The sequence below is a fragment of the Aeromonas sp. 603607 genome, from assembly GCF_049171595.1.
Lineage (GTDB): Bacteria > Pseudomonadota > Gammaproteobacteria > Enterobacterales > Aeromonadaceae > Aeromonas > Aeromonas veronii.
This window is the reverse complement of record NZ_JAAKOV010000013.1, coordinates 74,738-95,681: the sequence shown is the minus strand read 5'-3', so window position 1 is coordinate 95,681 and position 20,944 is coordinate 74,738. Positions and strand designations below refer to the sequence as shown.

General features: G+C 57.0%; 18 protein-coding genes. 12 read left to right on the top strand and 6 right to left on the bottom strand.

Annotated features, from left to right (window positions below):
• Nucleotides 1-187 precede the first annotated feature (187 nt).
• The 5 genes from G5315_RS13615 (at nucleotide 188) to G5315_RS13595 (ending at nucleotide 2,918) form a co-directional block, all read left to right on the top strand.
• On the top strand, nucleotides 188-457 hold the full coding sequence (locus tag G5315_RS13615) for a hypothetical protein (protein ID WP_421333209.1): 270 nt from the start codon (nucleotides 188-190) through the stop codon (nucleotides 455-457).
• A gap of 79 nt (nucleotides 458-536) precedes the next feature.
• Nucleotides 537-1,352: a hypothetical protein gene (locus G5315_RS13610; protein ID WP_421333208.1), complete on the top strand. Its 816-nt coding sequence runs from the start codon at nucleotides 537-539 to the stop codon at nucleotides 1,350-1,352.
• Nucleotides 1,353-1,496: 144 nt separating this feature from the next.
• Entirely contained in the window at nucleotides 1,497-1,745 is a 249-nt protein-coding gene (locus tag G5315_RS13605) for a hypothetical protein (protein ID WP_421333207.1), read from the top strand.
• Nucleotides 1,745-2,080, top strand: coding sequence for a hypothetical protein (locus tag G5315_RS13600; protein WP_421333206.1), 336 nt, complete (start codon nucleotides 1,745-1,747; stop codon nucleotides 2,078-2,080). Before G5315_RS13605 ends, G5315_RS13600 begins: the two co-directional genes overlap by 1 nt.
• Before the next feature lie 352 nt (nucleotides 2,081-2,432).
• The gene (locus G5315_RS13595) at nucleotides 2,433-2,918 is read left to right on the top strand and encodes a GNAT family N-acetyltransferase (RefSeq protein WP_421333205.1); all 486 of its coding nucleotides are present in this window, start codon (nucleotides 2,433-2,435) and stop codon (nucleotides 2,916-2,918) included.
• A 124-nt stretch (nucleotides 2,919-3,042) separates the two neighbouring features.
• Here G5315_RS13595 and eno read toward each other — a convergent pair whose 3' ends face one another.
• From eno to rlmD, 5 genes are all read right to left on the bottom strand, one after another.
• Nucleotides 3,043-4,344, bottom strand: coding sequence for a phosphopyruvate hydratase (gene eno, locus G5315_RS13590; protein WP_005335583.1), 1,302 nt, complete (start codon nucleotides 4,342-4,344; stop codon nucleotides 3,043-3,045).
• Nucleotides 4,345-4,433: 89 nt separating this feature from the next.
• A complete protein-coding gene (pyrG, locus tag G5315_RS13585; RefSeq protein ID WP_005335584.1) occupies nucleotides 4,434-6,071 on the bottom strand; it encodes a glutamine hydrolyzing CTP synthase in 1,638 nt (545 codons plus the stop codon).
• Between the two features lie 141 nt (nucleotides 6,072-6,212).
• A complete protein-coding gene (gene mazG, locus G5315_RS13580; protein WP_421333204.1) occupies nucleotides 6,213-7,010 on the bottom strand; it encodes a nucleoside triphosphate pyrophosphohydrolase in 798 nt (265 codons plus the stop codon).
• A 73-nt stretch (nucleotides 7,011-7,083) separates the two neighbouring features.
• Nucleotides 7,084-9,297 carry a GTP diphosphokinase gene (relA, locus tag G5315_RS13575; protein WP_335873810.1) on the bottom strand — a complete coding sequence of 738 codons (2,214 nt, stop codon included), beginning with the start codon at nucleotides 9,295-9,297 and terminating at the stop codon, nucleotides 7,084-7,086.
• A gap of 231 nt (nucleotides 9,298-9,528) precedes the next feature.
• Nucleotides 9,529-10,851, bottom strand: coding sequence for a 23S rRNA (uracil(1939)-C(5))-methyltransferase RlmD (rlmD, locus tag G5315_RS13570; RefSeq protein WP_069528883.1), 1,323 nt, complete (start codon nucleotides 10,849-10,851; stop codon nucleotides 9,529-9,531).
• A gap of 153 nt (nucleotides 10,852-11,004) precedes the next feature.
• Between rlmD and barA the strand changes: the two genes are divergently transcribed.
• From barA to galE, 7 genes are all read left to right on the top strand, one after another.
• A complete protein-coding gene (gene barA, locus G5315_RS13565) occupies nucleotides 11,005-13,722 on the top strand; it encodes a two-component sensor histidine kinase BarA (protein ID WP_421333203.1) in 2,718 nt (905 codons plus the stop codon).
• Nucleotides 13,723-13,810: 88 nt separating this feature from the next.
• A complete protein-coding gene (locus tag G5315_RS13560; RefSeq protein ID WP_421333202.1) occupies nucleotides 13,811-14,290 on the top strand; it encodes a DUF1456 family protein in 480 nt (159 codons plus the stop codon).
• A gap of 34 nt (nucleotides 14,291-14,324) precedes the next feature.
• A complete protein-coding gene (locus tag G5315_RS13555) occupies nucleotides 14,325-15,212 on the top strand; it encodes an N-acetylmuramoyl-L-alanine amidase (protein ID WP_421333201.1) in 888 nt (295 codons plus the stop codon).
• Nucleotides 15,213-15,367: 155 nt separating this feature from the next.
• Nucleotides 15,368-15,835 (top strand): Dps family protein, encoded by a 468-nt coding sequence (locus G5315_RS13550; protein WP_005362843.1) that lies wholly within the window; start codon nucleotides 15,368-15,370, stop codon nucleotides 15,833-15,835.
• A 288-nt stretch (nucleotides 15,836-16,123) separates the two neighbouring features.
• Entirely contained in the window at nucleotides 16,124-17,773 is a 1,650-nt protein-coding gene (gene hcp, locus G5315_RS13545) for a hydroxylamine reductase (protein WP_421333227.1), read from the top strand.
• Between the two features lie 111 nt (nucleotides 17,774-17,884).
• Nucleotides 17,885-18,874 carry a hybrid-cluster NAD(P)-dependent oxidoreductase gene (locus G5315_RS13540; RefSeq protein ID WP_266135261.1) on the top strand — a complete coding sequence of 330 codons (990 nt, stop codon included), beginning with the start codon at nucleotides 17,885-17,887 and terminating at the stop codon, nucleotides 18,872-18,874.
• Between the two features lie 117 nt (nucleotides 18,875-18,991).
• Nucleotides 18,992-20,005: a UDP-glucose 4-epimerase GalE gene (gene galE / locus G5315_RS13535; RefSeq protein WP_040097369.1), complete on the top strand. Its 1,014-nt coding sequence runs from the start codon at nucleotides 18,992-18,994 to the stop codon at nucleotides 20,003-20,005.
• Between the two features lie 69 nt (nucleotides 20,006-20,074).
• Here galE and G5315_RS13530 read toward each other — a convergent pair whose 3' ends face one another.
• Complete coding sequence (locus tag G5315_RS13530; protein ID WP_266135260.1) at nucleotides 20,075-20,776, bottom strand: phosphatase PAP2 family protein; 702 nt, start codon at nucleotides 20,774-20,776, stop codon at nucleotides 20,075-20,077.
• Between the last annotated feature and the right edge of the window lie 168 nt (nucleotides 20,777-20,944).

Sequence of the window (20,944 nt, the reverse complement as noted above, 5' to 3'; positions counted from 1 at the left end):
GGTGGCGCAAAAAGAGGAAGTCAAGCGAATACGCCCAACATGAGAAGAAAGCTGATAGCGTTATGATTTAATGATAATCTTTACTTTTCGGCGGTAAAAATGTTACGGGGTTATATGGAATTCTCTGCTAACGGATTAATGCCGCCTTCCATCTAAGCACTGTTAGGCTACACAAATGGAGGTCACCATGAATGACAACGCGTTTTATCAGTGCAAATCTTTTCTCGAACAGAGAATGCAAGAGCTTCCAGAAAATACGGAACTTGTAAAAGCCTACGTTGCACTTATCGAACAGAAAACCAAATTTGATATTGCATATTTTTCGCAAACATCAGACGTCCAAAAGAACTGGAACGATAATCAAGCCAAGATGAATGCGGCCTGGCATGAAAGCCACGCCAAAGTTGCAACTAAGCAGATTGAGGTTGGCGGAAGAACAATCAATCACAGCATATAGCCTAACAAATCTATCAAGCGGACCAGCTAAAGCGGTCCGCTTATGTCCAACGTTAGGCATATCTAGTAAGGAGTAAAGCTTGTTTATTTTAAGTTTAGTAGTTTTGATTTTATCTTTTGGTTGGCTTTGCTTCCAACCTGATTGGGAGCCAGTAATTGTTTTCCTTGGTTCACTGGGAGCTGTTGTGAAGGTTGATAGCCCTATTAAACTGAAGGTCAAAGCAAAATATCTAGATTCACGCTCTAAGAAGTTAAGGATTGAGAATGGTAAGATCATTGATAGTGATATTGTGATATTAGATATTCTGAAAAAACTATGTACTGGGGAGGAGGTTTTATTCAAATGTATAAGCTTAGATGCTAAAGGGTATTATAAAAAATATAACAATGGCTCTGAACCCGAAGATGTAAAATTATATAACAAGGCAAAATCAGACGTCTTGGAAGCTAAAGCTCGCCAACTTGAAGAAGCAACAAAAATATTGGCATATCTGTACAAGGAACGTTATTTAACTGTAGAAATATCAAAGCTCCCAGAGATGCTGCGCAACTATGTATTAATTTCCCATCCAACACAAAGTGGTAAACCGAGTTACTGTGAAAGTATTGATAGTAAGGCATTTGATATTTACTCTGACAATATTAGTGGAAAATCAATGACATTTATAGCTGACTTACCGAGCGTAGCTGTGAGTGAATTGTTAGATAAATACAATGCGGAAGATATTCAGACTTTCGCAATTCCTTATCAATATTCCTTGCTTGAGCTTCCAAAAAGCACGTATTACAACTATGTGGTACCTGCTCAGTTACATGCTTCGTTAACTAAATATAGTGCTTTCCGTAAAAATGGAGAGTTCTGGGCTGCACATAATTGGGCGTTTGGACCACATTAAATATGCCTAACAAACTGTTTAAGAGTGATTCGCAACGCGTGGCATTTTTACTATGCGTTGTGTTTAGTGTTTAAGGTTGTATGCGGGAGCTTCAGTATTGCGTTGCTCACACTTTAACAGGGCATTAGCTTGCAAGGAGATAGAATGAAGTACAAATGTAAGCATTGTGGACAAGTGTCGGAAATTCCAGATGGCAGTTCTCCAGCGAGTTATCGTTGCGGAAATTGCAGTAATTCGTTTAAAGATACAGAAAAGGTGACTGGTGAAACATCCGCGGCAGTTGGCCTTATTGGTGGAGCTGCATTAGGAGCTTCCATTGGAGGGCCAGTTGGTGCAATTGTCGGCGGGATACTAGGAGCAATCCTAGGTAAAGAGTCAAAAGGGGTTGGCTAATGTCTTTTGATGGTACGGCTTTTGGTATATTGGTATCGGTGTGTTTTAGTTTTGCCTTTGCCTGTTTAGAATTCTATAAACGCAGAGATTTTAAGGTCAATAACGTGGCTTTAGTTTTCCTTGCTGTTTATGCAATTTCATCAGGCGGTGAACTCATATTGGCAGCTCTCCATGGTGATCCTAATAATTTGCCGTCGAGTTGGCGCGAGTATATTGGTGTTGCGGGTATGGTGGGTATTGGTTTATCTCTCAATTATGTAATTAATGCAGTTAAGGAAGTGCTGGCATCAAGGCCTGCTAGTAATTCAGATAATGCAACTAGAGATGAAGGCTAACAAACAGTTTAAGAGGGATTCAGCACGCGCGGCATCTTTGGTATGCGGTGGTTTTGGTGTTGAAGTGCTATGCGGTAGCTTAGTCATTGAGTACTTCCCCCCTTAGCTGGGCGTTAGGCGAAAGGAGCAGTTTTGATATCGCACAGAGAAACATACATAAAATACAGATGGGCTGGAGCGTCAATTGCTGAAGGCGCCCCCCCTGCAGTCCGTAGGTTCGATTAGCGAAGCGTAATCGGACGTTCGCGGTCACAATATTTCGTGATAGCACCAATTGCCTTTAGAGACCGACTTTCACGCAGTCTCGTTTTTCACCTTAGCTTTGCTGGCATAAACCCCACCAAGGAGATAAATGAAGCCTGACTTAACCGGCACACGGATTGTACTGCGCACCATTGGCCCGCAGGATGCTGCCGATCTGTTCGAGATTTATGGCAATCCACTGACCATGGAGTTTGCCTCTGATCCCTGCTTTACCTCCCCCACCATGGTGGCGCAGATGATGGCGAGCGTAGTGCGGCTGGAGCAAATGGGGGAGTCGCTGGAGTGGGCGATTGTCGAGCGGGAAGGCAACAAGGTAATCGGCACCTGCGGCCTGCACAGTTTCAGCGAGGCGGGTCGCTGCTGTGAGGTAGGTTGCCTGCTCAATGCGGCCTATTGGCGCAGAGGGTTTATGTCGGAGGCGCTGGGATTGCTGTTCGCCCACGCCAGCACACTGGGGGTCACCTGCCTCACCGCAGATATCGATACAGATAACGTCCGCTCTATCGCCCTGTTTGAAAAGCTGGGCTTCAAGGCGCATGCAGGGCGCTATCAGCGCATGCTGCCTTTTGTCTGACCCGACACCAGAGGTACAACCCCCTCACCTCTCAGGGCGTTACAGCAAGGAGCAGGCATAAAAAAAACCGGAACCCAAGGGTTCCGGTTTTTTTCATTCCAGTCGAAGCTGGCAAACCAGCAAATTAAGCCTGGTTTTTAACTTCTTTCAGACCGCGGAAAGGAGCTTTGGCACCCAGAGCTTCTTCGATACGGATCAGCTGGTTGTACTTGGCAACACGGTCAGAACGGCTCATGGAACCGGTCTTGATCTGGCCAGCAGCGGTACCAACAGCCAGGTCGGCGATGGTCGCGTCTTCGGTCTCACCGGAGCGGTGGGAGATGACGGCAGTGTAGCCAGCGTCTTTGGCCATCTTGATGGCAGCCAGAGTTTCGGTCAGGGAACCGATCTGGTTGAACTTGATCAGGATGGAGTTGGCGATGCCGTTGTCGATACCGCGCTTCAGGATCTTGGTGTTGGTTACGAACAGGTCGTCACCCACGATCTGGATTTTCTTGCCCAGTTCAGCAGTCTGGTAGGCGAAACCTTCCCAGTCAGATTCGTCCAGGCCATCTTCGATGGAGACGATCGGGAACTTGGTGGTCAGGTCAGCCAGGAAGTCGGAGAAACCGTTGGAGGTGAAGACACGACCTTCGCCTTTCAGGTTGTACTCTTTCTTCTCTGCGTCGTAGAACTCGGAAGCAGCGCAGTCCATAGCCAGGGTGATGTCGGTGCCCAGTTTGTAACCGGCAGCGGCAACGGCTTCAGCGATAACTTCCAGCGCTTCGGCGTTGGATTTCAGGTTCGGAGCGAAACCACCTTCGTCACCAACTGCAGTGTTGTAGCCCTTGGACTTCAGCACTTTGGCCAGGTTGTGGAACACTTCTGCGCCCATGCGAACGGCTTCTTTCAGGGTCTTGGCGCCAACCGGCTGGATCATGAACTCCTGGATGTCGACGTTGTTGTCGGCGTGCTCACCACCGTTGATGATGTTCATCATCGGCAGCGGCATGGAGTAAACACCCGGGGTGCCGTTCAGCTCGGCGATGTGGGCGTACAGCGGCATGCCTTTGGCAGCAGCGGCAGCTTTGGCGTTAGCCAGGGAAACAGCCAGGATGGCGTTGGCGCCGAACTTGGATTTGTTCTCGGTACCGTCGAGGTCGATCATGATCTGGTCAACGGTGGCCTGGTCCTTGGCATCTTTACCCAGCAGAGCTTGAGCGATCGGGCCGTTTACGGCTTCGATGGCTTTCAGCACGCCTTTACCCAGGAAACGGCTCTTGTCGCCGTCACGCAGTTCCAGCGCTTCGCGGGAACCGGTGGACGCGCCAGACGGAGCGGCTGCCATACCAACAAAACCACCTTCCAGGTGAACTTCGGCCTCAACGGTCGGGTTACCACGGGAGTCGATGATTTCACGACCGATCACTTTAACGATCTTGGACATGTGTATTTCCTCAGGTTTCGTAAAAAAACAACAAAAATATGCCAAAAAAAGCGGCTGTGGCACAGTGCCCCAACCGCATTTATTTTCAATTACTTCAAATTACGCTTCTGATACTCGCCTGCCGCCTTCACAAAACCGGCGAACAGAGCGTGGCCATCACGAGGAGTAGAGGTGAACTCCGGGTGGAACTGCGCAGCCACGAACCAGGGGTGATCCGGGATCTCGATGATTTCCACCAACTTCTTGTCGGCAGAGAGACCGGTCACTTTCAGACCTGCCGCTTCAATCTGCGGCAGCAGCTTGTTGTTGACTTCGTAACGGTGACGGTGACGCTCGTAAATGGTCGGGCTGCCGTACATCTGACGCACTTTGGAATCTTCGACCAGGTGGCAGAGCTGGGAACCCAGACGCATGGTACCGCCCAGATCGGACTTCTCGGTACGGGTCTCGACGTTGCCCTCTTCATCCACCCACTCGGTGATGAGGCCGACGACCGGATACGCGCAATCTTTCTTGAATTCGGAGGAGTGAGCCCCTTCCATGCCCGCCACGTTGCGAGCGAATTCGATCATGGCAACCTGCATGCCGAGGCAGATACCCAGGTAGGGGATCTTGTTCTCGCGGGCATACTGGGCAGCCAGAATTTTGCCTTCCACACCGCGCTCACCGAAGCCACCCGGCACCAGGATCGCGTCCAGACCTTCCAGCAGCTCGGCGCCACGGGTCTCGATATCCTGAGAGTCGATGTACTTGATGTTGACGGAGTGACGGGTCTTGAGACCACCGTGCTTGAGCGCCTCGTTGACGGACTTGTAAGCGTCCGGCAGGGAGACGTACTTGCCGACCATACCGATGGTCACTTCACCAGTCGGGTTGGCCTCTTCGTAAATAACCTGTTCCCACTCGGACAAATCAGCTTCTTTGCACTCCAGACCGAAACGCTCGGTGAAGTAGGAGTCCAGATTCTGAGATTTCAGCAGTGCCGGGATCTTGTAGATGGAGTCGACGTCTTTCATGGAGATGACGGCGCGCTCCGGCACGTTGCAGAACAGGGCAATTTTGGCGCGCTCGTTGGCCGGAATGGCACGGTCAGAGCGGCAGATCAGCACATCCGGCTGGATACCGATGGAGAGCAGCTCTTTAACGGAGTGCTGGGTCGGCTTGGTCTTCACTTCACCGGCAGCGGCCAGGTAAGGAACCAGCGTCAGGTGCATGAACATGGCGTTGTTGCGACCCACTTCGGCAGCCAGCTGACGAATGGCTTCGAGGAACGGCAGGGACTCGATGTCACCCACGGTACCGCCCACTTCGACGATGGCAACCTGATGGCCTTCGGCACCGGCAATCACCCGCTCCTTGATGGCGTTGGTGATGTGCGGGATAACCTGAATGGTGGCGCCCAGATAGTCACCACGACGCTCTTTACGCAGTACGTCGGCGTAGATACGGCCGGTGGTAAAGTTGTTGCGACGGGTCATCTTGGTGCGGATGAAACGCTCGTAGTGGCCCAAATCCAGATCGGTTTCGGCCCCGTCCTCGGTTACGAACACTTCACCATGCTGGGTCGGGCTCATGGTGCCCGGATCCACGTTGATGTACGGGTCCAGTTTCATGATGGTCACATCCAGACCACGGGCTTCCAGAATGGCTGCCAGAGAAGCTGCGGCAATGCCTTTGCCGAGGGATGAAACAACGCCACCAGTAACAAAAATATATTTGGTCGTCATGCTGAACCTGAAAGAAGTTTAGGGAATTTTAAGGGGTGCTTCGGGGATGAAGCAGGACGGGGAAACAGTATACCAAAAACCCCTCTCCCAAACAATGAGCAAAAATCTATCAGGCTCACCGCCCCCCCATCTTGCGCCAAATCAACTTTGCTCGGTTTCCTTCGCCTTATCCCAGGCAGCATCGAGCTTTTCGAGGGTGCAATCGGTCATTTTCAAGCCTTCTGCGGCGATTATCTGCTCAACCTGACGAAAACGACGTTCGAACTTGGCGTTGGCGCCTCGCAGCACCTGCTCCGGATCCTTGCCCAGATGACGCACCAGATTGACGGTGGCAAACAGCAGGTCACCGAGCTCATCGCTCACCCGCGCCTCGTCCACATCGGCCATCAGCGCCTCTTCCATCACCTCGTCGATCTCTTCGTGGATCTTGTCCACCACAGGCCCCAGCGTCTTCCAGTCAAAACCGACGGTGGCGCAGCGTTTCTGAATTTTGGCGGCGCGAGTCAAGGCAGGCAGCAAGAGCGGGATGTCGTCCAGCACGCTCTCTTTGTCGAGGGCCGCCCGCTCTTTGGCCTTTTCCGCTTCCCAGTTCGCTTTTACCGCTTTCTCGTCGCCAAGGTCTGCATCGGAAAAAACGTGGGGGTGACGGCGAATGAGCTTTTCACTCACCGTATCGACGATATCGGCGAAGTCGAACAAGCCCCGCTCTTTACCCAGCTGGGCGTAAAACACCACCTGAAACAGCAGGTCACCCAGCTCCCCTTTCAGCCCCTGCCAATCTTCGGTCTCGATGGCATCGGCCACTTCGTAGGCCTCTTCCAGGGTGTGCGGCACTATGCTCTGGAAGTCCTGTTTCAGATCCCAGGGGCAGCCGTTTTGCGGATCGCGCAGGCGAGCCATGAAGTCGAGCAGTTGGGAGAGGTCATAACGTTGGGACATGGGATATTCGCTTTCAATTCGTTCAAAAAGGGTCGGAAATGCAGACCGGCCACTGGGGCCGGTCGGTTCGATATCAAAGCCGCTTGGCGCTGATCACGTCGTTAAGCTGACTGAGCTTGGCCAACGCCCGGTTGAAGGCGTTGATGTTGTAAATCTCCAGCTCCATATCGATCTCGGCGGTCTGCTCGCGCACGTTGGAACGTGAGCGCACCCCCATCACATTGATCTTCTCGTTGGCCAGCACTGTGGTGATATCGCGCAGCAGGCCGGAGCGATCGTTGGAGATGATCCGGATGGTGAGGCCGTAGCCGCCGGAGTAGTTCTCCCCCCACACCGCATCGATCAGCCGCTCAGGGTTGCGCCGTGACAACTCTTTCAACTGCTCGCAATCTTCCCGGTGGATCGAAACGCCACGCCCCATGGTGATGAAGCCCTGAATGGAGTCCCCCGGAATGGGTTGGCAGCAGCGGGCAATATGGGTCATCAGGTTGCCGACCCCTTCCACCACTATGTGATCCTTGGGCTTGTGGCGCATCGGCGCATTGGCCTTCTGCTCCAGCTTCTCCAGCAGGCGGCGATCTTCCTCTTCCGCCGTCGGCTTGTTGTAACAGGTGTCGAGATAGTTGAGCACCTGGTTGATGCGGATATCGCCGCTGCCGATACCGGCCAGCAGATCGTCGGAGCTCTCCAGATTGAAGCGGCGCAGCATGTTGCCCTTGTCGATCTTGGACATGCTGAGGTTGTGGCGATCCAGCTCCTTCTCAAACAGCTCGCGACCGGCCACGATATTCTTGTCCCGATCCAGTTTTCTGAACCAGGTCGCCACCTTGGCCCGCGCCCGGCTGGAGCGCAGGAAGCCGGCGTTGGGGTTCATCCAGTCGCGGCTCGGGTTGGGCTCTTTCTGGGTGATCACCTCCACCTGATCGCCGGTCTGCAGCGCGTAGGTGAACGGCACGATGCGGCCATCAATCTTGGCGCCGATGCAGCGGTGGCCGATCATGCTGTGGACGTGATAGGCAAAATCGAGCGGGGTGGCGCCTGCCGGCAGGTCGATGACATCCCCTTTCGGGGTGAAGACGTAGACCCGGTCCTCGAACACCTGACTGCGCAGATCTTCCAGCAGGGAGCCGCTCTCGGAGAGATCTTCCTGCCAGGCGAGCAGCTTGCGCAGCCACTCGATCTTGTCTTCGAAGGTGTTGGCCTTGCCGCCAGCTTGCGCCCCTTCCTTGTAGCGCCAGTGCGCCGCGACGCCGAGCTCGGCGTCCTGATGCATCTGGTCGGTACGGATCTGGATCTCCACCGTCTTGCCTTCAGGCCCCACCACTACGGTGTGAATTGACTGGTAGCCGTTGGGTTTGGGGTTGGCGACATAGTCGTCAAACTCGCGGGGAATGTGGTGGAACTGGGTATGGACGATACCGAGCGCCGCATAGCAATCCTGCAACCGCTTGGTCACTACCCGCACCGCGCGCACGTCGAATAACTCGTTGAATTCGAGGTGCTTCTTCTGCATCTTGCGCCAGATGCTGTAGATGTGTTTCGGCCGACCGTACACCTCGGCGTCAACTCCCGCCTCTTTCAACCCATTACGCAGGGATTGCACAAACTCGCGGATGTAGCGCTCGCGATCGAGCCGCTTCTCGTCGAGCTGCTTGGCGATCTGTTTGTAGGTATCCGGGTGCAGGTAACGGAAGGCGAGATCTTCCAGCTCCCACTTGAGCTGGCCGATGCCCAGACGGTTGGCGAGCGGCGCATAGATGTTGGTGATCTCCTGGGCCATCAGCACCCGGGTCTCTTCATCTGCCGTCTTCGCTTCCCGCAGGCAGGCGATCCGCTCTGCCAGCTTGATCACCACGGCGCGCACATCCTCGACCATGGCAAGCAACATGCGACGCACGTTGTCGACCTGCTCCGGCGAGGTTTCGCTGCGATGGAGGGTTTGCAGGGAGCGGATGGCCTCCATCTCCAGCACCCCTTCCACCAGCTTGGCGATCTTGGAGCCAAAGTCCTCGTCCATCCGCTCCTGGCTGATGAGACCGGCTTCGACGAAGGGGTAGATGATGGCCGCTTTGAGAGTGCCGATATCCATGCTGAGCATCTGCAGGATGCCCACCATTTCGATGCCGCGCACCAGCAGCTTGCTGGTCAGCGCCTCGTCACCGAGCGTCAGACAATACTGATAGACGGTTCGCAGCTGATCCTTTTCACTGTCACTCAAGGAGAGCGAGCTGACCCACTCTTCCAGGGTGAAGTTGTCTTTCAAATGAATATCGCGAACCGCAACCATGGTATCAATCCTTTAAATTATCGGGCCGAAAGCTGTCACTTTCCCCCCTCATGAGATTGCCTCAAATGGGGATATCCAGCGCACTTTTCAAGGCATATTGTCCAGAAAGACAATAGAGCGCACCAACAGGCCCTGCCGAACAACGAGGGTCTAGATTACCCCAATCACATCAGCTCAAACAGCCGCAGACATGCCAGATTACATATCCGCATCGCCGTACTGATGAGTCATTTACTCCCGTTCAAACAGCGCCATGGACTCCAGATGACCAGTGTGAGGGAACATGTCGAGCATGCCGAGGCGCACCAGACGGTAACCCCCTTTCACCAGCACCTGACTGTCCCGCGCCAGGGTGACCGGGTTACAGGAGACGTAGACCACCCGCTTGGGTGAAAGTTTCACGACGTGTCCCATCACTTCCAGCGCGCCGGGGCGAGCCGGATCCAGCAGCACCAGATCGAACCCTTCCCGCGCCCAGGACATGCCGACGATGTCATCGCTCAGGTCGGCCTTGTAGAAACGGGCATTGGTGATGCCGTTGCGACGGGCGTTCTCTTCGGCCCGCTGCACCATGGCCAGTTCACCTTCGACACCCACCACTTCGCGAGCCTGACGGGCCAGCGGCAGGGTGAAGTTGCCGATGCCGCAGAAGAGATCGAGCACCTTGTCATCCTTGCTCGCCCCGAGCCATGTCAGCGCCTGCTCAACCATGCTCTGGTTGATGGGGCCGTTGACCTGAATGAAATCACCGGGTGCAAATGCAAGAGACAGGCCATCCAGCGAGTAGGATGGGGAAAATTGTTGCTGCAGCGCTTCGATGCGATCATCGGCCGCCTGCAGATAGAGGTCGATCCCCTGTGCTTTTGCAAACTCCACCAGCAGGGCGCGATCCGCCTCATTGGGGCGGCCGGTGTGACGCAGCAGCATCATGATCCCCTGCTCGGCCTGGATAAGCTCCGCATGGCCCAGCTCGCGCTGGCTCTTGAGGCGATTGAGGCACTCACGCAGCGGGGCAATCAGCGCAGAGAGCGGCTCGGCCAGCACAGGGCACCCTTCGATTTCCACCAGATCGTTGCTGTTGCGACGGCGGAAACCGACCCGGGTGCAGCGACCGTTCTTGTCAAATTTGATGGCCAGACGACAGACCCGGCGATAGGCACGATCTTCACCGGTCAGTACCGGCTCCAGCGCAGGCGCCTTGATGTTGCCCAACCGCTCGAACAGGCTGACCAGTCCGGCCGCCTTGGCGGCTTGCTGATCGGCAACCGACATGTGCTGGGCACTGCAACCGCCGCACTCGCGATAGTGGCTGCAGAAGGGGGCGATACGATTGGCCGCCGGGGTCACAACCTGTTGCAAGGCGGCGTGACCATACTGCTTTTTTTCTTCGGTGATGCGTGCCTTGACGGTCTCGCCGGGCAGCGCCCCTTCGACGAAGATCGCCTTGCCCTGATGGCGACCGATACCGACGCAGTGGTGATCGAGGGTGTCTATCGTAAATTCAATGCGTTGGAGCTGGGTGGACTTCTTTTGGGGCTTGAAAAACTGGGCCATAAAACTTGGTGCCTATAGGTGGCTATGTCATGATTGTGGAATCTGCTGCCGGGTATTGTCCCACAAGAATAATAGTATGACCAAATACGGCCACAGAGCCCGTGTATTGCCATCAACCCTATCGCCAACCCTGTTCACTGGTGGCCTGTTCGTATGACCAAATATGGCCTGAGAGCACGCGTTCTCGCCTTCACCATCCTGCCAACCCTGATCATCGGTGGCCTGATGGCCGGTTACTTCACCTTCCACCGCTACCAGCAGCTGGAAAACAACCTTATTGATCAGGGGATCAACATTATCGAACCGCTGGCGATCGCCAGTGAATACGGGATGACCCAGCACAGCCGAGAGTCCCTCAAGCGGCTGATTGGTCTGACCCATCGCAAGAACTCCCCCTTCATCAAGTCCATCGCGGTCTTCACCCAGGACAACCAGCTGTTCGTTACCTCGAACTATCACAGGGATTTCACCCGACTCAGACTGCCCGATGGCGAGCCTATTCCGGATCTGACCAGCGTGACGTTTCAGGGGGATGACATCATTTTGCGCACCCCGATCCAGGCTGAAACCAGTCTGGATGGCTTCCCGCTACCCAGCGATGTAGAGCCGCCGATGATCGGCTACATCTCGATGCAGATGGCGACCGACAGGGCCATGTTGCTGCAATACCGTGACACCTTCTTTGCGGTGATCATGGTGCTCATCGGGGTCGCCTTCAGTACCCTGTTTGGTTTCCGCTTGGTCAAGAGCGTGACCCAGCCCATCACCAACATGGTGCAGGCGGTGCACAAGATCAGGGAGGGGCGGCTCGATACCCGGGTCAGCGGGCAACTCACCGGCGAGCTGGATATGCTGAAAAACGGCATCAACGCCATGGCAAAGGCGCTCTCCGAATATCACGAAGAGATGCAGCAGAATATCGATCAGGCCACCTCTGACCTGCGCGAAACCCTGGAGCAGATCGAGATCCAGAACGTCGAGCTCGACATGGCCAAGAAACGGGCGCAGGAGGCGGCGCGGGTCAAGTCGGAGTTTTTGGCCAACATGTCCCACGAATTGCGTACCCCGCTCAACGGGGTCATCGGTTTTACCCGCCAGTTGCTGAAAACCAGCCTGACCCCGAGCCAGACCGACTACATGCAGACCATCGAGAAATCGGCGCGCAACCTGCTTGGCATCATCAACGACATCCTCGACTTCTCTAAGCTGGAAGCGGGCAAGCTGCAGCTGGAGCATATCCCGTTCAGCCTGCGCGACACCCTCAACGAGACCATGCACCTGCTCGGCCCCAGCGCCCACGACAAACAACTGGAGCTCTCCCTGCGGGTGGATGCCGATGTGCCGGACTACCTCACCGGCGACCCCATGCGTCTGCAACAGGTGCTGACCAACCTCACCGGCAACGCCATCAAATTCACCGAACAGGGCAACGTGGATGTCCATATCGAGCAGACCGGCAGTGGCAACCACAAGGTGAGGCTCAACGTCCAGATCCGCGATACCGGCATCGGTATCTCCCAAGAGCAGCAACATCAGCTGTTCCAGGCCTTCAATCAGGCCGACTCCTCCATCTCCCGCCGTTATGGCGGCACGGGTTTAGGCCTTGTCATTACCCAGAAGCTGGTGCAGCAGATGGGCGGCCAGATCCGCTTTGAATCGGAGCTCGGCAAGGGCTCCATCTTCTCGTTCAGTCTGGATGTAGAGGTCTCCCCCCTGCCCCAGACCGATCAATTGCCGCTGGATCGGATCCGTGGCAAACGGCTCTGGCTGCTGGAACCGGATCCCTTCGCGCAAGCCTCTCTGCTCGCCCTGCTGGCGGAGTGGCGCCTCGATGTGCACCCACTGACCAGCGATGACCCCTGGCCCGAGATGAGCGAGCAGGAGATGGTGATCATCGGCAGCAGCACCCTGCATACGCCGCAGCAGGTGCTCGGCCGTCTCGACAAACTGAACGGCCAGCAGCAGAACACCATAGTGCTGCTCAGCAGCCACGAGCCGGCGCTCTATGAAGCGATGCTGGCCCATGGCGCCCAGCACTGTCTCTCCAAACCGGTCAACCACCGCAAGCTGCTGCACGCCCTGCTCTCGCCGGAATCGAGCCGCCAGAAGCTGCCAGCGCAACCTGCGCCGCGCCAGTTGCAGCCAATCAAGGTGCTGGCGGTGGATGACAACGCCGCCAACCTCAAGCTGATCGCCGCCATGCTCAAGGAGATGGTGAGTCAGGTGGTGGTGTGCAAAAACGGCAAGGAAGCGGTCAAGCAGGCCCAGAGCCAGCCGTTCGACATCATCTTCATGGATATCCAGATGCCGATCATGGATGGCATCAGCGCCACCCAGGCGATCCGCAACCAGTCCCTCAACACCACCACCCCGATCGTGGCGGTGACCGCCCACGCCATCCCCGGCGAACGGGAGCGGCTGATCCGGCAGGGGATGGACGACTACCTGGCCAAGCCCATCGACGAGAGCATGCTGGCCCAGCTCATCACCGACTTTGCCCATCGCCGTCACCAGAATAATGGTGCCCAACAGATCGACTGGGCACTGGCGGTGCGGCAGGCGGCGGGGAAAGAGCATCTCGCCAGAGAGATGCTGACCATGCTGCTGGCCAGTTTCGACGAGGTGGAACCTGTGCTGGATAGCGCGCTGGCTGGCGAAATTGAAGATAGCGAGGTGCTGGCACAGCTCCATCGCCTCAACGGCGGCTGTGCCTATTCCGGGGTGCCGGGACTGCAACGGCTGCTCTCCCAGCTGGAGCAACAGCTGCGTGACGGCGTGCCGGTCAGCGAGCTGGAACCCGAGCTGCTGGAGCTGCAAGATGCGCTGGAACTGGTGCGCCAGGAGGCGCCCCGCTATCTCGGCAAAGCTTGATGAGCTTGATCTGAACTGTAGCGGCCCCGCTTTTTCTGACGCGAGGGCCGCCAGATGGTAAAGTTGCGCCGTTTACACAGGAGTCAGCATGACCAACAACGATATTCTGCGCCGTCTGCGCTACGCCCTCACCATCAGCAACGACCAGATGGTCGAGATGTTTGCCAAGGGCAACCTGACGGTCACTCACGCCCAGCTGCACAGCTGGTTGATGAAAGAGGCTGCGGAAGGTGAAGAGCAAGAGGCAGGCTATGTCGCCTGTCCCGACTCGGCCCTGAGCCAGTTCCTCGACGGCTTCATTATCGCCCGCCGCGGCGTGCGGGAAGATGCACCGGCCCAGGTGATCCCGAACCGGATCAACAACAACATGATCCTGCGCAAGCTGCGTATCGGTCTCAACTTCCAGGAAGAGGACATGCTCGGCACCCTCAAGCTCGCCGACTTCAACCTCTCCAAGTCCGAGCTCAGTGCCCTGTTCCGCTCCAAGGATCACAAGCACTATCAGGATTGCGGGGATCAGATCCTGCGCAACTTCCTGATCGGTCTCACGGCCAAATACCGCGGCTAACCAGCCGCGCGACTGACCAGACAGAGCCTTCGACATGTGCCAGCGACTCACTCCTCCCACGTTCAGCAGACTGGCTGTGGCAGGGGGATGGCGCTGGCGCTGTCTTCTTCCCCTCTTCTTTCTGCCACTGGTTCTGCTGCTGGGCGCCTGCACACCATCCGAGTACCAGCTATCTACCCGCTATCAGAGCGCCAACCAGAACGAGCGGATCGCCTTTCTGATCCTCCACTACACCGATGAAGACGATGCCAACTCCTTGCGCCTGCTGACCGAGCCGGAGCACAAGGTGAGCGCCCACTACCTGATCCCCCGCGACAGCCACGAGACCCCGCTACCGGTCCATCAGCTGGTGCCGGACAGCGCGCGCGCCTGGCATGCCGGACGCAGCCGTTGGCACCAATATGCCGGGCTCAATGCCAGCTCCCTTGGCATCGAGATCGTCAACCTCGGCTATCCAGCAGAAGATGAGCCGCTGGCCCCCGATGCCCGCCGCTGGCAACCCTATACCCCGCAGCAGATTGCCGCCGTCGGCGCCCTCAGCAGGGAGCTGGCCGCCCGCTACCAGATTCCACCGACCCAGGTGCTGGGCCACAGCGATGTCGCCCCCGAGCGCAAGCAGGATCCCGGCCCTCACTTCCCCTGGCGCCAGCTCTATCTGACGTACGGAGTCGGCGCCTGGCCAGATGAAGGTCGGGTGGCCGAGTTACTGGCCAGCCCCTTGCCCGACTGGGATGCAGCCATGTGGCAACAGCAACTGGCCCGCTATGGCTATGGCCTGCCCCGGAGCGGCCAGTGGGATGAGCAGAGCCGCGCCGTCATGGGCGCCTTTCAGCTCCACTTTCGCGCCAGCAGGGTCGATAGCAAACCGGACCGCGAGTGTCAGGCCATCCTGATGGCGCTGCTCGAAAAATACTTCCCCTAATACTCATCCATTGCCCCTGTTGCTGCGTACTGTTTGATAGCCTTTAGCTATCAAACAGTTAGGCACAAGCAATTGTCCCTGCATTTTGCAAGGCGTTACTCTGACTGCGTTCCGAAAGAGAATTTAAAACCGATTTCCAAATCTGGAGGTGAATGATGAAAAGCCCGATTGGTCTTGATACTGCTCAATCACAAGCCCTGGCAGCCGAGTTGAACAAATTGCTGGCCAGCTACCAGATCCTCTACATGAACGTACGCGGCTTCCACTGGAATATCCGTGGCAACCAGTTCTTCGAACTGCACCTGAAATTTGAAGAGATTTACAACGACCTGCTGCTGAAAGTCGATGCACTGGCCGAGCGGATCCTGACCCTGGATGGCGTGCCAATGCACAGCTTCAGTGACTACCTGAAAGTCTCTGCCATCCCGGAGCAAAAAGGGCTGCACGATGGCCGCGCCTGTGTCGAATCCTTGCTGGATAGCTTCCGCGAACTGTTGGTCGCCCAGCGCCGTATTCTGGGTCAGGCCGCCGAAGCCGGTGATGAGGGCACTGCCTCCATCCTCTCCGACTATGTGCAGCAACAAGAAAAACTGGTCTGGATGCTGCGCGCTTATCTGGCCTGATAGTGAACCAAGCTGACTGCAGCGTACGTATGATTGCTTGAGTAAGTACCGGGCCGAAAGCTCCTGACCAGACCACGGCCCAATCCGTCTGATTGTTATGTTCTGTTGCAAACCTGAGTTGTCTCTCCTTTTATCCACCCGCTTGCCGCCCTGTTTGGGCGGCTTTTTTTGTTTTTGATCTGCATCAAGGGAAACTTAATTGGCAAATTGAATGCCTATTAAGTTTTTCGCGAGAGGAATAGAATCGCCAAAAACAGACAACTGAAATGTCCAATTAGGAGAGGCATGATGTTTTGTGTGCAATGTGAACAGACAATTCGTACCCCGGCTGGCAACGGCTGTGCCTACGCACAAGGTATGTGCGGCAAGACGGCTGAAACCTCGGATCTGCAGGATGTGCTGATCTACACCCTGCAGGGGCTCAGCGCCTGGGCTCTGGCCGCCCGCGAGCAGGGCATCATAGATCGCGAGATCGATGCCTTCGTACCCAAGGCCTTCTTCGCTACCCTCACCAACGTCAACTTCGATTCCGCCCGTATCGTGGCGTACGTCAATCAGGCCATCGCCTATCGCCAGCAGTTGGCCGATCGTCTGACCGCCATGGCGGTGCAGGTCAACGACTTACCACACTCCGCTTACTTCGAACCCGGTGCCGAGCTGCTGGAACAACTTGCCCATGCCGCGCCAGCCGCCCCCAATCGGGGCAAGAACGAAGTGAACGAAGACATCATGGGGCTGCGTCTGCTCTGCCTCTACGGCCTCAAGGGCGCCGCCGCCTACATGGAGCACGCCCGGGTGCTGGATCAGCAGAGTGATGAGGTGGCCGCCGAATTCCACCGCATCATGAGCTGGCTCAGCACAGATCCGAGCGAAATGGGTCGGCTGTTCAACTGCGCCATGGAGATCGGTCAACTCAACTTCAAAATCATGGAGATGCTGGATCTCGGTGAAACCAGCGCCTTCGGCCATCCGGAGCCGACCCGGGTCAGGGTCACGCCGATCCCCGGCAAGTGCATTCTGGTCTCCGGCCACGACATGATGGATCTCAAACTCATTCTGGAACAGACCAAGGGGACCGGCATTCATGTCTACACCCACGGCGAGATGCTGCCCGCGCTGGCCTATCCCTTCTTCAAGCAGTACCCCCATCTGGTGGGCAACTACGGCTCCGCCTGGCAAAACCAGCAGAAAGAGTTTGCCAACTTCCCGGGCGCGGTGGTGATGACCTCCAACTGCATCATCGACCCGAACGTGGGCAACTACTCGGACCGCATCTTCACCCGCTCCATCGTCGGCTGGCCGGGCGTAACCCATCTTGAGGGGGATGATTTCTCCGCCGTGATCGCCAAGGCCCAAGCGCTGGAAGGCTTCAAACACACCGAACTCGAACACTTCATCACCATCGGCTTTGCCCGCAACGCTCTGATGCAGGCAGCACCCGCGGTGATCGAGAAGGTCAAGGCCGGGGAGATCAGCCACTTCTTCCTGGTGGGTGGCTGTGACGGCGACAAGGCCGAGCGCGCCTACTTCACCGAGTTTGCCAAGGCGGCACCGCGCGACAGCCTGCTGCTCACCCTGGGCTGCGGCAAATACAAGTTCAACAAGCTCGACTTTGGCGACATCGGCGGCATTCCGCGTCTGCTGGACGTGGGTCAGTGCAACGATGCCTACTCCGCCATTCAGTTGGCGCTGGCACTCTCCGAGGCGTTCGAGTGCGGTGTCAACGATCTGCCGCTGACGCTGGTGCTCTCCTGGTTCGAGCAAAAAGCCATCGTTATTCTGCTCACCCTGCTCTCCCTCGGGGTGAAGGACATTCGTACCGGCCCGACCGCACCCGCCTTCCTCACCCCGGCGCTGCTCAAGGTGCTGGAGGAGCAATTTGGCCTGAAAGGGACCACCACGGCCGAGGCTGACCTGGCCGAGATCCTGGCGGCCTGATCGGTACCTCATGTTGTAAGCGTTTGGCGAGCCGCCCGGCTCGCCTTTTTTCTGGATCCGGCTTTTTCATCAGACGTTTTTCAAACCGTTTCAAACCTAAGGAGCCTTGTGATGACCTCTCTCACGCTCACCTGCATTGGCCGCCAACAGAACACCCACGACGTAGTGAGCTGGCAGCTGGTGCCGCTTTCCGGCAGCCTCCCTCCCGTACTGGCTGGCCAGTGCATCACCCTGCACACCGAGATCGACGGCCAGCCGGAGTGCCGCGCCTACACCCTCTCCTCAAGCCCGCAGGATGCGTGCTGGCAGGTCACCATCAAGGATGTGGGGCTAGTCTCCCACCATCTGCACCAGACCCTGCAAGTGGGAGACAAGATCCGGGCTGATGGCCCGTTCGGCGATTTCAACCTGACCGCCCTGCCCTGCGAGCGGCCGCTGCTCTTGAGCGCTGGTTCCGGCATCACCCCCATGTGGGCCATGTTGCGGGACGAGCTAGCCAAACGGCCGGATGCCGATATCCGCTTTATCCATAGCGCCCGCTCGCCAGCAGATGTGATCTTCGCAGATGACTTGGCTGCATTGGCCGAAGCCCATCCCGGTGTACGGCATGCCCTGATACTGGAAGAGGCGCCAACGGCTCATCCCTGGGTGGGCCGACTCACCCCCGCCATGCTGGCCGAGCTGGCCCCGGATCTGCGCGAACGCCATGTCTATCTCTGCGGCCCAGCCCCCTATATGGCGGCGGTCAAAACCATGCTGACAGAGCTGGGACTGCCGCCGGAGCAGCTGCATCAGGAGTCTTTTGGCCTTCCTCCAGCAGAGCCTGCCACCACCACCAGCGACCACTTCTGGCTGACCCTGAAAAAGAGCGGCAAAAAGGTGAAGATCCTGCCGGGTCAGACCCTGCTGGCGGCGCTGGAAGCGGCGGGCGAAACCATGATGGCTGCTTGTCGCGCCGGGGTATGTGGCAGCTGTCGTTGCACCACCACAGGTGACATCGAGCGCCAGAGCGTGATGACCTTGAGTGCGCAGGATCTGGAGAGCGGCGTTGCTCTGGCCTGTTCCTGCACTGCGAAAGGGGATATCAGTCTCGATTATTGAGGCGTGGTGCAGGCTTTTGTGAGGTGCGGTGAAGGCGTCATCGGTATCCCAACCTTTTCCCAAGTAGACAGGGGCGCTAGACTCTGCCCCAGTTTCACCAGAACACGGGATAAAAAAATGACAATACTGGTCACAGGCGGCGCTGGCTATATCGGCTCCCACACCCTGGTTGAGCTGCTGGGCGCGGGGCAGCAGGTCGTGGTACTCGACAACCTCTCCAACTCCTCACCGGAGTCACTCAAGCGGGTCGAGCAGATCACCGGCAAGCCGGTCACCTTCGTCGAAGGGGATGTGCTGGACAGAGCCTGCCTGCAGCAGCTGTTCGCCAACCACCAGATCGAATCGGTCATCCACTTCGCCGGTCTCAAGGCGGTCGGGGAGTCGAGCCAGATCCCACTCACCTACTACCAGAACAACATCAGCGGCACTCTGGTGCTGTGCGAAGAGATGGCCAGGGCTGGCGTTTTCCGGCTGGTATTCAGCTCCTCGGCCACCGTCTATGGCGATCCCGCTTCGGTACCGCTGCGGGAAGATTTCCCCACCAGCGCCACCAACCCCTATGGTCGCTCCAAGCTGATGGTGGAGGAGATCCTCCGTGATCTCGCCAAATCCGATCCCCGCTGGGCTATCGTACTGCTGCGTTACTTCAACCCGGTCGGCGCCCACGAGAGCGGCCTGATTGGTGAAGATCCCAACGGCATCCCCAACAACCTGCTGCCCTATATCAGCCAGGTGGGTGTCGGCAAGCTCAAGGAGCTGGGGGTATTTGGCAACGACTACCCGACCCCGGATGGCACCGGCGTACGTGACTACATCCATGTGGTGGATCTCGCCATCGGCCACCTGAAAGCACTGGCGCGCATCAAGAGCGACACCGGTGTCTTCACCTACAACCTGGGCACAGGTCAGGGCTACTCGGTACTGGAGATGGTCAAGGCGTTTGAAGCTGCCAGCGGCCGACCCATTCCCTACCAGATCAAACCCCGTCGCCCGGGCGACATCGCCGAGTGCTGGGCAGAGCCGACGCTGGCCCGTGCCGAGCTGGGCTGGCAGGCAGAACGCGGTCTGGAGCAGATGATGGTCGATACCTGGCGCTGGCAAAGCAACAACCCGAACGGTTATCAAGGCTGATGATCTAGCGGGTGGATAACAAACGCCCCGACATTTTCATGTCGGGGCGTTTTATTTTGCGACGTTCAATCAGTGGGTCTGACTGCGCAGCAGCGGCACACGGGCCAATCGGGGGGAAATGCGCTCTATCAGCCGATCCGCCAGCGGGGTCAACAGCAGCCAGGGCAGACAGAGGGTCGCCAGCCCCAGTGCGCCGACGTAGACATCGGTAAACCAGTGGGCGCCAGCCAGAATGCGCGGAGTGGAAAAGATCGGCACCATCAGCAATGCGGTGACTCCCGCCCAGCGCGGCAGATAACGCAAGGCGTAGCCGGCGAAGATCATCAGAAACAGGGCGTGATCCCCGGGGAAGCTGTCACCGGAAGAGTCCTTGGTCGGAATAGCACTGATCTGGGTCACCCGCAGCGCATCGGCCACCATCAGGGTCGGGCTGGGTCGCTCCACCGGCAATCGGTGGCCAAGCTGGTTGATCACCAGTGCACTCAGCAGCATCACTATCCCCATCGCCACCAGTTGGCGACGACCTGCCAGATCCCGTGCAAAGAAACATCGGGCCAGGATCAGCCCCATACAGGCCAACACCGCCAAATCGAACAGCCGGTTATTGGTGATAGCCACCAGATCGGCCCACAGAGCCGACTGCCCGAGCCAGCCGTTAACGGTGTGAAAAATCGTGAGGTCCCACTGATCCCAGGGACCATGAGCGGGCAGCGCAGCCCAACTGATGGCCACCAGACCACCGACCAGATAGCAAAGCAGGAACTTGCCCATGGGGACTCTCCTTTGGAAAAGGGCGATATCGTAAAACTGTAGCGTGCGTCACAAAACCGAAGAATTGTAAGAAAGTGCGACACAACATCAAGTCTCAAATAAAGCCTTTCAGCCCATTCCAATCTCGCATATCCCAACAGCGCCAAGATTTCTGCCTCCAGTGCTGCA